Origin of the sequence: Halomonas sp. 5021, assembly GCF_036663435.1 — a bacterium.
In the GTDB taxonomy this organism is placed as follows: domain Bacteria; phylum Pseudomonadota; class Gammaproteobacteria; order Pseudomonadales; family Halomonadaceae; genus Vreelandella; species Vreelandella janggokensis.
Window position 1 is genome coordinate 24,981 of the sequence record NZ_JAXOVU010000020.1, and the last position, 12,301, is coordinate 37,281.

General features: G+C 55.6%; 10 protein-coding genes. 7 read left to right on the forward strand and 3 right to left on the reverse strand.

From position 1 onward, the window contains the following. Window positions 1-8 precede the first annotated feature (8 nt). Window positions 9-1,220, forward strand: coding sequence for an organoarsenical effux MFS transporter ArsJ (gene arsJ, locus R3F64_RS18605; protein WP_085917529.1), 1,212 nt, complete (start codon window positions 9-11; stop codon window positions 1,218-1,220). A gap of 23 nt (window positions 1,221-1,243) precedes the next feature. On the opposite strand, the gene arsB is transcribed toward arsJ, so the two are convergent. Both arsB and arsH read right to left on the reverse strand, forming a co-directional pair. After that, window positions 1,244-2,314 (reverse strand): ACR3 family arsenite efflux transporter, encoded by a 1,071-nt coding sequence (gene arsB / locus R3F64_RS18610; RefSeq protein ID WP_085917505.1) that lies wholly within the window; start codon window positions 2,312-2,314, stop codon window positions 1,244-1,246. Between the two features lie 13 nt (window positions 2,315-2,327). Further along, window positions 2,328-3,047: an arsenical resistance protein ArsH gene (gene arsH / locus R3F64_RS18615; RefSeq protein ID WP_199285092.1), complete on the reverse strand. Its 720-nt coding sequence runs from the start codon at window positions 3,045-3,047 to the stop codon at window positions 2,328-2,330. Window positions 3,048-3,202: 155 nt separating this feature from the next. Here arsH and R3F64_RS18620 point away from each other — a divergent pair, with 155 nt between their 5' ends. Together R3F64_RS18620 and R3F64_RS18625 are read left to right on the forward strand one after the other, a co-directional pair. Then, window positions 3,203-3,616, forward strand: a complete 414-nt coding sequence (locus R3F64_RS18620; protein WP_199285093.1) for an arsenate reductase ArsC — start codon at window positions 3,203-3,205, stop codon at window positions 3,614-3,616. A gap of 24 nt (window positions 3,617-3,640) precedes the next feature. Next, a complete protein-coding gene (locus R3F64_RS18625) occupies window positions 3,641-5,338 on the forward strand; it encodes a methyl-accepting chemotaxis protein (protein WP_199285094.1) in 1,698 nt (565 codons plus the stop codon). 92 nt (window positions 5,339-5,430) lie between these two features. On the opposite strand, the gene R3F64_RS18630 is transcribed toward R3F64_RS18625, so the two are convergent. Beyond that, a complete protein-coding gene (locus R3F64_RS18630) occupies window positions 5,431-6,618 on the reverse strand; it encodes an acetyl-CoA C-acyltransferase (RefSeq protein ID WP_085917509.1) in 1,188 nt (395 codons plus the stop codon). 125 nt (window positions 6,619-6,743) lie between these two features. Here R3F64_RS18630 and R3F64_RS18635 point away from each other — a divergent pair, with 125 nt between their 5' ends. From R3F64_RS18635 to R3F64_RS18650, 4 genes are all read left to right on the forward strand, one after another. Further along, complete coding sequence (locus R3F64_RS18635; protein ID WP_085917510.1) at window positions 6,744-7,343, forward strand: TetR/AcrR family transcriptional regulator; 600 nt, start codon at window positions 6,744-6,746, stop codon at window positions 7,341-7,343. 156 nt (window positions 7,344-7,499) lie between these two features. Further along, window positions 7,500-9,164 carry an AMP-binding protein gene (locus R3F64_RS18640; RefSeq protein WP_085917511.1) on the forward strand — a complete coding sequence of 555 codons (1,665 nt, stop codon included), beginning with the start codon at window positions 7,500-7,502 and terminating at the stop codon, window positions 9,162-9,164. 27 nt (window positions 9,165-9,191) lie between these two features. Then, the gene (locus R3F64_RS18645) at window positions 9,192-9,959 is read left to right on the forward strand and encodes an SDR family NAD(P)-dependent oxidoreductase (RefSeq protein ID WP_085917512.1); all 768 of its coding nucleotides are present in this window, start codon (window positions 9,192-9,194) and stop codon (window positions 9,957-9,959) included. 235 nt (window positions 9,960-10,194) lie between these two features. After that, window positions 10,195-12,000 (forward strand): acyl-CoA dehydrogenase C-terminal domain-containing protein, encoded by a 1,806-nt coding sequence (locus R3F64_RS18650; RefSeq protein ID WP_332613069.1) that lies wholly within the window; start codon window positions 10,195-10,197, stop codon window positions 11,998-12,000. The last annotated feature ends 301 nt before the right edge of the window (window positions 12,001-12,301 follow it).

Genomic DNA, 12,301 nt, shown 5'->3' on the forward strand with positions numbered 1-12,301 from the left:
TGTTGAAAATGCGGGCACGTGTAAAGGCACTGCCGTTTGAAGTCCGCCAGTACATGCTGATAACGGGCAATTACTGGGCCTTCACGATTACCGATGGCGCGCTGCGCATGCTGGTGGTGATGCACTTCCACCAGTTGGGCTACTCGCCGTTGGCCATCGCCATGTTGTTTCTGTTCTATGAAGCCTTTGGCGTAGTGACGAATCTGGTCGGTGGTTGGCTGGGCGCTCGCCTGGGTCTCAACCGCACCATGAACGTCGGACTTGGGCTACAGATAATTGCCCTGGCCATGCTGATGGTGCCTGCCGGATTGCTGACCGTCGCCTGGGTCATGGCCGCCCAGGCGCTGTCGGGCATCGCCAAAGACCTCAATAAGATGAGCGCCAAAAGTGCCGTGAAAGTGCTGGTGCCTAAAGAGAGCGCCAACGCCAACAGCTCGCTCTACCGCTGGGTGGCCATGTTGACCGGCTCTAAGAATGCGCTGAAAGGCTTGGGTTTTTTCGTCGGCGGACTGCTGCTGACACTGATTGGCTTTCGCGGTGCCGTGGTGGTCATGGCCGTGATGCTGGGCGTGGTATTGCTGTTATCGCTATGGCGCTTGAGGGCTGACCTGGGTCGGCAAAAGGTAAAACCCAGGTTTTCAGAAGTCTTCTCGAAATCACGTGCCATTAATGTGTTGTCAGCGGCGCGGTTTTGCCTGTTCGCCTCGCGGGATGTTTGGTTCGTGGTGGCGCTGCCGGTGTTTTTATATGACCAACACGGTTGGACCCACTGGACCGTGGGCGGTTTGCTGGCGATATGGGTTATTGGCTATGGCGGTGTGCAGACTCAGGCCCCCAAGCTCACGCGGTTGATCAAGGGCGATGCGCGCGCCCTTACCGCAGGCTGGGCAGCGGCACTGGCAGTGCTGGCGATTGTGTTGGCGATGCTGCCCTTGGCGCAGGTCGGTTGGCTGGTCGTTGGCTTACTGGCGTTTGGCGTTCTGTTTGCGATCAATTCCAGCTGGCACAGCTATCTGATTGTGCATTATGCCCGCGCCGACGGTGTTTCCATGGACGTCGGTTTTTACTATATGGCCAATGCCATGGGGCGATTAGTGGGCACACTGCTATCGGGCTGGCTATATATGGCCTTCGGCCTGAGTGCTTGCCTGTGGGTTGCCGCTGCGCTGGTTGCTTCCAGCGCGGTGATGGCGCTGGCGTTGCCCAGGCAACCAGCTTAGCGCTGATATCATTCTTTCTCGCTTTATGGCGTTTTAAAGCGGTGGCGCGTCTTGTTGGCGATGCTTACCAGTGCCAGCATAAGCGGCACTTCGACCAATACGCCGACGACCGTTGCCAGTGCCGCGCCTGACTGCATGCCAAACAGCGCAATGGCGGCTGCGACGGCGAGTTCAAAAAAGTTGCTCGCGCCAATCATCGCGCCGGGAGCGGCAATGTTGTGAGGAACACACCAGGCTTTCGCCCAGCCGTAGGCGATAAAAAAGATCAGAAAGGTTTGAATAATCAGCGGAATGGCAATGAGCACAATATGCAGTGGATTATTCAGAATGACCTCGCCCTGGAAGGCAAACAGCAGCACCAGGGTAATGATCAAGCCAATCGGGGTGATCGGGCCAACGCGCTTCATGAACACATTGTCGTACCACTCGGCGCCGCGTTTTTTAATCAAGCTTTGCCGCGTGATGTAGCCTGCTGCCAGGGGAATCACGATATACAACACGACCGACAGGGCGACGGTGTCCCAGGGCACCTGAATGTTGGAGATCCCCAGCAGGAAGACCACGATGGGGGCAAACGCGAACAGCATGATCAGATCATTGAGAGCCACCTGCACCAGGGTATAAGCCGCGTCCCCTCGCGTGAGATAGCTCCATACAAACACCATGGCGGTACACGGCGCGGCACCAAGTAGGATAGCCCCCGCGAGATACTGGCTGGCAAGCGCTTCAGGGATAAAGGGCCGAAAGATCACCATTAAAAAAAGCCAGGCAATGGCAAACATGGTGAAGGGCTTGATCAGCCAATTGACGGCTGTGGTGATGGTTAGCCCTTTGGGTTGGCGGCGAACCCCAGCGATGGAGGTGAAGTCAATTTGCGCCATCATGGGAAAAATCATGGCCCAGATGAGTACCGCGATAGGGATGGAGACCTGGGCTACCTCAAGACGTGAAAGCGCTTCCGGTATCGCCGGGGCGAGCTGCCCGAGCAAGATGCCTGCCACAATGGCAAGAGCGACCCATACCGAGAGAAAGCGCTCGAATAGCCCCATGCCCTCAGCCGTGGAGGGGGATGACGTATCCTGTTTGGATGACATGAAAAGCTCCTGATCAAATGGCCCGCTGGTTAACCCGCTTGGAGAGTTCTTCGGCGCTTTCCTTGCGCTCTGAATAACGGTCGGTGAGCAGCGAGCTGCGGTCCCGCACAAGTAGCGTAAACTTCACCAGTTCTTCCATGACATCCACGATGCGGTCGTAGAAAGGTGATGCTTTCATGCGGTCGTTATCGTCGAATTCCTTAAACGCTTTGGGCACTGATGATTGGTTGGGGATCGTCAGCATGCGCATCCAGCGGCCCAAAATACGCAGTTGGTTGACGGTGTTGAATGACTGGGAGCCGCCGCATACCTGCATTACCGCCAATGTCTTGCCCTGGGTTGGACGCACGCCACCTAACGCAAGCGGGATCCAGTCAATCTGCGCTTTCATGATCCCGGTCATCGCGCCGTGGCGTTCGGGAGAACACCACACCATGCCTTCTGACCATTGGGCCAATTGGCGCAGCTCTTCAACCTTGGGGTGGCTGGCATCTTCTGTATCCGGCAACGGCAACTCTCTAGGGTCAAAAATTCTTGTTTCAGCGCCCATGGCGTTGAGCAAGCGGGCGGCTTCTTCCGTTGCTAAACGGCTAAACGAACGTTCACGCAGGGAGCCATAAAGCAGCAGAATTTTCGGTGCTTGTATATTGCCTGCCGTTAAACCCAGTCGCTCTAGGTTGGGTATTTCAAAGAGGTTCGCGTCCAGATTGGGTAAATCGTCCAGCGTGGTCATATAAGCGGCTTCCTTTTTGATTCACGTCGAAACGCACTGTCTTCATAATATATGTTTTTCCATATATTTCTAGCGGCATCGTTATCGCTGCAACAATGCCGTCATGATTGCTGCGTAATGTGATGTTCAATCTTTAGATAAGAGGTTGTTTATTTATGTCCAAACGTCGTGTGTTATTTCTTTGCAACGCCAATTCTGCACGTTCATTGATGGGTGAGGTGCTGCTTCGTCATATGGCCGGTGACCGATTCGAGGCGTTCAGCGCGGGCACCGAGCCGGATGAACCTCATGCGCTGACCCTCGATGCCCTTAACAAGCAAGGACTTTCCACAGAAGGGTTGCACAGCAAGTCGCTTGATGCGTTTGAAAGCGAAGCCTTCGACTACGTGATTGTGCTTTGTGACAAGGATCTTCAGGCCTGTCGCGATTGGCAGGGGAAGGCCGGAGAGACTCTTTATTGGGATATCCGTGATCCCAGACTGATCAACAAGCCAGATGCTTATCAGCAGGCGCTGCAGGAAATTCGTCGTCGCTTGCAGTTGTGGCTGCCACTGCATACGTCTGAGTAAATCACAGTCAAAGGGAGGGGCGGGATGAAATGGCTCAATGCGTTAAGTGTTAAAGCAAGCTGGACGTTGGTGCTGGTAATGTTCAGCGGCCTGGTAGTCGTGATTGGCGGGCTTGGGTTGTTCGCCAATCATTTTGGTCGTGAGGCATTTACCTCGTTGCATCAACGCGACATGACACAGATAAGCCAGCTCAACAGTGCTTACAATCAGCTATTGCGCGCACGTATCCAAATGAACCGGGCAGCGGAACTGATTCGGACGCCGTCGTTTGATCGCCCCGATCCCCTGATAGATGAGGCGGAGCAACTGCTTGCCTCGGCAGCAGAGGATTTTACCCGCTTCGAGGCAAGTCATTTTGATCAAGAACAGCAGGCGATCGTCGATCAGTTAGCATCTGACTTTCAATCATTTGTTAACAATAACCTCAGTCTGCAGATGATGATGCTTCAAGATCGCGATATAACGGGTTTCTTCTCGGGGGAGTCGCGAGTGGACGAAAGCAGTCAGCGCTTTATTGACAGTGCCGACGCATTCTTTGATGCCTCAGCGCAGCGCGGTAATGCGCTTTTTGCACGTTTCGAGGAAGTGTCATCACTACTCTTTTGGGGGGTGATCGCAGCGCTGGTCGCCTCGCTGATGGTCGTGTCAGTGGTCGTGTGGGGCGTCTTTAAAAATGTGCTTCGACCTCTAAGAGCCATTACTAAGCATTTCCAGCGCATCGCCAAAGGTGATCTCTCTGTTCCGGTTGAGTCGCACGCAGATAACGAGATTGGTCAACTGTTCAGTGAGCTTGCCTATATGCAGCAATCACTGCGTACGACGGTGAATCGACTGACTGTAAGTAGCGAGCAGGTGCACAGTAATAGCCAGGAAATGACCGAACAGAACCAGCGTTTGGCGAGGCAGACAGATACTCAGGTGTCCGCCTTGCAACAGATGGCGGCGAGTCTGGAGCAATTGACCGCCACGGTGAATCAAAACGCGGAGAGCGCGTCGCATGTCAGTCAGTCAACTGCGGATGTGTCACACAAGGCGCAGCAGGGTGATGAGGTGATCTCTCAGTTCATTATGACAATGGAAGCGATCAATCGTCACTCCGAAGAAATTCAAAGCATTATCAGAATGATTGAAAGTATTGCGTTTCAGACCAATATCCTCGCGCTTAATGCCTCGGTGGAAGCGGCCCGTGCCGGTGAGCATGGCCGTGGTTTTGCGGTCGTCGCCAACGAGGTACGTGCGTTGGCGACGCGCAGCGCCAATGCCGCTAGCGACATTCGGAAGCGTATCGAGGCATCCCGGGATAGTGTGGAACAAGGCAGTGAGCTTTCGCAGCAGGCGGGTGAACACACCAGATCTATCATGCAGGCGGCTCGTCATGTGGATACCTTGATGATCCAGATGGCCCATGCGTCGGAGGAGCAGCGGCGGGGTATAGAGGAGGTCAATCAGGCCGTCGTGCAGATCGACACGACTACCCAGGGAACCATGAGCCTGGTCAATCAGGCTGCCCATAGCGCGGAGGTGCTATCCCGCGAAGCATTGCAAATGCGGGAATATGCCGGTCAGTTCAGTGTCGATGGGGAGGTCGCAGACGAAGGTCATGACCGCACCAACGAAGAGGGCATCGAGTATCCCGAATGGGAGCAGCTTAGCCAAGATGGTAGTGCCACAGCCCGCCCCGGCAAGAAGGGCCCTGATGTTCGTTTGCTGGCCGCTTCATAGCAATACTCATGGCCTCGCTAAGTAGTCGAGTCGCCCTGGCTGAAACGTTGCCAGGGCGTGAATCAATATTGTTTTACCCGGGAAATTGTTGGCTAATCCATCAACTCAACCGCGACGGCCGTGGCTTCGCCGCCGCCGATGCACAGGCTTGCAATACCACGCTTGCCGCCTTTGGTGCGCAGCGCGTGGATTAATGTCGCAATGATGCGTGAGCCGGTAGAGCCGATCGGGTGACCCTGGGCGCAGGCGCCACCAAAGACATTGACCTTGTCGTGGGGGAGGCCCAAGTCATCCATTGCCATCAGGGTTACCACGGCAAAGGCTTCGTTGATTTCAAAGAGGTCAACGTCACTAACGTTCCAATCCAGCTTCTTCATCAACTTTTCAATCGCGCCCACGGGGGCGATCGTGAACTCGCTCGGGTGGCGTGAGTGGGTTGTGTGCCCCAGCATGCGCGCCATCGGTTTAAGGCCGTGCTGATCCGCCGCTGCCTGGCTGGCCAGGATAAGTGCCGATGCGCCGTCAGATATCGAGCTTGAGTTGGCAGCAGTAATGGTGCCCTCCTTGGCAAAGGCGGGGCGCAGTTGGCGGATTTTGTCCAGTTTGGCCTGAAAGGGCTGCTCGTCATGTTCAACCATAGCCTCGCCATGGCGCGAGGTAACGGTGACGGCGGCCATTTCGGCATCTAAATGCCCTGCATTGGTGGCCGCCATGGCGCGTTCGAGCGAGGCGATGGCGAAATCGTCAAGCCGCTCGCGGGTGTAGCCACGCTGAGACGCGACATCCTGCGCGAAGACGCCCATCAACTTGCCGGTCTCGGCATCTTCCAGGCCATCCAGGAACATGTGATCTTTCAGTTCCCCGTGACCTAACCGATAACCGCTGCGCGCCTTGGTGAGAACGTGGGGAGCGTTGGACATGGACTCCATGCCGCCAGCCAGGATGACATTGCCACTGCCTGCCTTGATCAGGTCGTGAGCCAGCATGGTGGCTTTCATTCCCGAGCCACACAGCTTGTTAATGGTGGTGGCGCCGTTGGCATCGGGGATGCCTGCCTGGCGCATGGCTTGCCGTGCCGGGCCCTGTTTAACGCCCGCCGGCAGTACACAGCCCATAATGCCTTCTTCGATCGTCGTGGGGTCGATACTGGCGCGCTCAATGGCGGCACGGATGGCAATCGCGCCCAGCTCGGTAGCACTCATGCTCGACAGGCTACCCATCATGCCGCCCATCGGGGTGCGTGTTGCCGACAGAAACACGATGTCTTTAGCGTTACTCATGGTGTTCTCCATAAAGGTTATTGTGATTATCTCACTGAGAGGTGCGCTATGCGTTGACCCGTTGTCGGTGCTGTGGTCTTCTCCGAGGTAACCAAGCAAGCGCTAGTGTGAACGACATGAATGTAATGAATGCATCTCCTCGTCGCAAGGAATTAACACGCCTCGCGGCTCAGCTCTTTGTTCAGGAAGGCTTCGACCGTACCACGGTGCGCATGCTGGCGCAGGAAATGGGTATCAAGTCCGGTAGCTTGTTCCACCATTTTAAAGATAAGCAGGAAATCCTGGCGGCTGTGATTGAAGAAGGCACTCACAATGCGCTGTTGATTGCGCGTCGTGCGCTCGATAGCTGCGCAGATCACCCCGAGGTGCGTCTTCGCGCAATGGCGCGAGCGCACCTCGAAACACTGTTTACCGATCGCAATGCCCACGTGGTGGCGTTGTTTGAGTGGCGACGGTTAACACCTGATGCCAGCGCTCATCTGAGCCATCTGCGTGATGCGTACGAAGCGCTGTGGGTGGCGGTGATCGATGATGCCTTGGCAGCAGGGCTGATTCATGGGGATCGCTTCCTGGTCTCACGCTTTGTACTGGGTGCTTTGAACTGGACGGTGCGCTGGTACGACCCGGATGGCCCTAGAACACCGGATGATCTGGCCGATGAACTGGTCGCAATGATCATGGCCCGTCAGGATGAACAGAGTGACTCTCTGGCTTTGCGCGACTAACGTATAACCAGTAAACGCCACGACTCGCTTGCGCTTCTTCGTGTTTGCTTTTAGCGTAGTTTTATTCAAAGGGTTCCGTTAACGTAAACTGATAAAAACAATGCCGACGCCTGCGTAACCCGATGCTCACTACCAACAATACCCAAGAGAGCCATCATGACAGCGACATCACGCCCCAATTATTCGGATTACCTTGATTCGTTTTCCATCGGAGAAGTCATCGCCAAACTTGATGATCATCAGGACGGTCAGTTAAACGCCTTCGAAGCATGTTGTGGGCGCCATGTCCGTGCCGGCAGGGGCGAGGTGTTGGCTCTGGTGCAGGAGGACCTGGAAGGTGCGACGCACACGTTGAGCTATAAGGAACTCGACCAGCAGAGCGCTAAGCTGGCGGGCTGGTTTCAAGCTCAAGGACTCGGCGAGGGTGATCGCATTGCGTGTATGCTCCCCCGTTCGCTGGCGCTTTTGGTAGCTGTGGTGGCGACCTGGCGTATTGGCGCGGTTTACCAACCGTTGTTCACTGCCTTTGGACCCGATGCAGTGGATTATCGGTTGGGGCGGGCTGACTCCAGGCTTGTCATTACCGACCATGCAAACCGTTACAAGTTTGATGGTCTGGGCCAATGCCCACCCGTCTTGGCAGTCGGTGGGCCGACCCGAGAGCATTCTGACGACCATGATTGGCAAACAGCGTTGACGCATACGTCAATGAGCGGTGAGCCGCCCCGCCTGTCAGCGGATAAGCCTTTCCTGCAGATGTTTACTTCAGGGACGGTGGGCAAGCCAAAGGGCGTTGCCGTGCCGCTTTCCGGTATGACGGCATTCGCTCTCTACATGGAGTTGGCGGTCGACCTTCGCGAGGAGGATCGCTTCTGGAACATGGCGGACCCCGGCTGGGCGTACGGGCTTTACTATGCGATTGCAGGCCCGTTGCTTCTGGGGGTCACGACCCACTTTTGCGAAGCAGGGTTCAGTGCCGAAGGAGCGCTTGAGTTCATGAAGCGCCACCGCATTACCAACTTTGCCGCAGCGCCAACGGCCTATCGGCTAATGAAGGCATCAGGCCTTTTCGATGACGCTCATCAAACGCTTGAGTTGCGTGCCGCCAGTTCAGCGGGTGAGCCCTTGAATACCGAAGTGGTTTCATGGGTGGAGGCATCGTTGGGCTGTTCGGTGATGGACCACTATGGACAAACCGAAACCGGGATGACGTGTAACAACCACCATGCCCTTGATCACCCCAAACATGTCGGTGGCATGGGGGTGCCCATGCCCGGGTACCGCCTGGCGATTCTGGATGCTGAGTACAATGAGTTGCCGCCCGGCGAGCCGGGGGTTCTGGCCGTGGATATTGAACAGTCGCCCGCGCACTTTTTTCAGGGTTATACCTGGCAGGAAAAAGATCCCTTTGTGCAGGGGTATTACCTGACTGGCGATGTAGTGATTCGCAACGAGGATGGGTCGTTTCAGTTTGCTGGCCGTGATGACGATATCATCACGACGTCCGGGTACCGTGTGGGCCCGACCGATGTCGAAAACAGCGTTATGGCACACCCCGCTGTGGCAGAGTCGGCAGCGGTTGGTCAGCCGGATGATATTCGGGGCGAAGTGATCAAGTCGTACATTGTGTTGCGTGACGGCTACGCGGCAAGCGAAGCCCTGGCGGATGAAATTCGTCAGCAGGTACGCGAGCGTTTGTCGGCCCATGCATTTCCCCGGGTCATCGAATTTGTCGACGAACTCCCCAAGACGCCAAGCGGCAAAATTCAGCGCTTCAAGTTACGCGCTCAAGCAGCAGAAGACGTCAACTTGAGCCAATAACGACTTTCATGACAGGGAAACACGACTATGCAGGTGAAGGATCATACATTTTTAATCACCGGCGCCGCTTCAGGCTTAGGGGCTGCGACAGCAGAGCGTCTCGTGGCTGCTGGTGCTCGCGTCGTCTTGTGCGACCTCAGCGACAGTGTCAAGTCCCATGCAGAGCAGTTGGGGGAAGACGCGCGTGCATGCCTGGCGGATATCACGTCTCAAGAACAGATGCAGCAGGCAGTTGATACCGCTGTAGCATTGGGCGGCGAACACGGGCTTTCGGGTGTCATTCACTGCGCAGGCGTTGTCAGTGTTGCCAAGCTGGTTGACCGCGAAGGCAATCCTGCTGACCTGGAAAGCTATACCAAAACGATCAATATCAATCTCGTCGGTACTTTTAATGTCATGCGCCTGGCGGCGGCCGCAATGGCCAAAAACACGCCGAATGAGACCGGCGAGCGTGGGGTAATCATCAATACGGCGTCCATAGCGGCATTTGATGGGCAGGTGGGGCAGTGTGCATACAGTGCCTCCAAAGCGGGTGTTGTGGGTATGAGCCTGCCTGCTGCCAGGGAGCTTTCGCGTCATGCCGTTCGCGTCATGGCCATTGCCCCCGGCGTGTTTGAAACTCCTATGATGAGTGAAATACCTGACGAAGCCGCCCAGGCGCTGGCCGCCGCCGTTCCATTCCCTAAACGGTTGGGCAAGCCAGAAGAATTCGCCCAGTTGGCAGAGCAGATTATTACCAACTCGATGTTGAACGGAGAAGTGATCCGGCTGGACGGTGGTATTCGAATGCAGTAATAAATGTCCTATTCATCCGCTATTAGATAGCCTGCCGGTGTTCTCGTCGGCAGGCTTTATTTTTTTCTGAGGCATGACTGACCCGTTGGGCGACCAAAGTGGTAGCGATTTGGATGGCTAAATTAAAACGACTGCTTGACTACTGGGCGGGCTCGCGCTAATTTTCAAACATGCGTTTGAAAGCCATTTTCTGAAGATGCTCGTTGCTTTCAGCCCCCTGTTTAGGAGAAGTGCCATGCCCAGTTACCAGGCCCCCTTGCGTGACATGCGTTTCGTCATGGACGAAATGTTTGACTATCCCGCCCATTATGCCTCTCTGCCCAACGGTGAGGACGCTTCTCCTGACGTGGTGAGCGCCATTCTGGAAGAGGGAGCGCGCTTTGCCCGTGACGTACTGCTGCCCATCAATCAAAGCGGCGATGCAGAAGGCTGCTTGCTGGAAGGCGGAGAAGTTAAAGCACCCAAAGGCTTTAAAGAGGCTTATCAGCAGTATGTAGAAGGTGGGTGGCCCAGTCTGGCTGCAGACCCCGAGCAAGGTGGCCAGGGGCTGCCGCCTTCATTGGCGATGATGCTGTCAGAAATGATTTGCGCAACTAACCTGGCGTGGGGGATGTACCCAGGGCTTTCCCATGGCGCAGCCGATGCGCTAAGGCACCATGGCACCGACGAGCAAAAAGCCACCTATCTCACCAAGTTGGTTGAGGGCGTTTGGACAGGAACCATGTGCCTGACCGAGCCGCATTGCGGTACTGATCTCGGTTTGATCAAGACGCGTGCGGTACCCGTTGCGGACAATGCGTACGCGATTACCGGCACCAAGATTTTTATCTCGGCGGGTGAGCACAACCTTGCCGAGAATATCGTGCATTTGGTGCTGGCAAAGCTGCCCGATGCGCCTGAAGGCTCCAAGGGCATTTCGCTGTTTGTTGTCCCCAAATTTCTGCCGAATGCAGAAGGCAATCCCGGCGAACGCAATGGCGTCACCTGTGGTTCGCTGGAGCACAAGATGGGTATTCATGGTAACGCCACCTGCGTGATGAACTTCGATGGCGCAACCGGTTACCTCGTGGGACCGCCCAACAAGGGGTTGGCGTGCATGTTCACCATGATGAATGCGGCACGTCTTGGGGTCGGGATTCAGGGGCTGGGTCTGATTGAAGCGAGTTTTCAGAACTCACTGAGCTATGCTCGTGACCGTTTGCAGATGCGTGGCTTGTCCGGCAAACAGGCTCCCGAAAAGCCTGCTGACCCGATTATCGTCCATCCCGATGTGCGCCGCATGCTGCTAACGCAAAAAGCCTTTGCTGAAGGTGGCCGTATGCTGGTGCTTTATACCGCACAAATGCTCGATGTGGTGGAGCATGGTGAGCCGGGTGAAGACCGGGATCATGCTGAAACCCTGCTGGGCTTGCTAACACCTATTGTTAAAGCCTTCCTGACCGAAGTCGGTTTTGAAAGCACTAATGAGGGCGTACAGATCTACGGTGGTCATGGCTTCATCAAAGAGTGGGGAATGGAGCAACTGGTCCGTGATGCGCGAATTACTCGGCTTTATGAAGGCACGACCGGTATTCAGGCGCTCGACCTGCTGGGCCGTAAAGTGCTCATGAGCCAGGGTGAGTCGTTGAAGATGTTTACCAAGGAAATTCACAAGTTCTGCAAGGCAGAAGCCGACAATGCCGACCTCAAAGAGTTTGTCGAGCCGCTTTCCAAGCTGAATGCCGAATGGGGCGAGCTGACCATGGGCGTTGGCATGAAAGCCATGCAGGACCGCGAAGAAGTTGGGGCGGCAAGCGTTGATTACCTCATGTATTCCGGCTATGTCACGCTCGCGTACCTGTTTGCTCGGGCTGCCAAGCAGGCGTCGTTGTCTCTGACGGGCGAAGAAAAGTCTTTCTATGCCGCGAAGTTGAACACTGCGCGTTTCTATTACCAGCGGTTGTTACCGCGCACCAAGGCGCACGCGCAAATGATCCAGTCGGGTGCGGGTAGCCTGATGGCAATGTCCAGTGAGGACTTTGGTCTGGGGTTTGAAATCTGATTAACGGTTAGCGCGGCCGCAGGCCGCGAACGGGCACTCTCTGGTCAGGCGTTCTGATCGGTGGTTTGCGGCAGGCCTGGTTCTTTGAATCAGACCTGTCGCTTTTTTTATTTTTAATACCTCTTGCCAACTCGTCAGCAAAGCCGTAAAGTACGCATCCGCTGCCGGGGACGCCCAGCGTTGCCAGCGGTGAATGAGGTGTAAAAACCTCGGTTTGTCAGTAGGTTAGGCAAATAGCAGGAAGGAAAGTTGAGTTAAACATTTCCTTCGCTTCTGCCAAACAGCCGTTGACAAACATTGG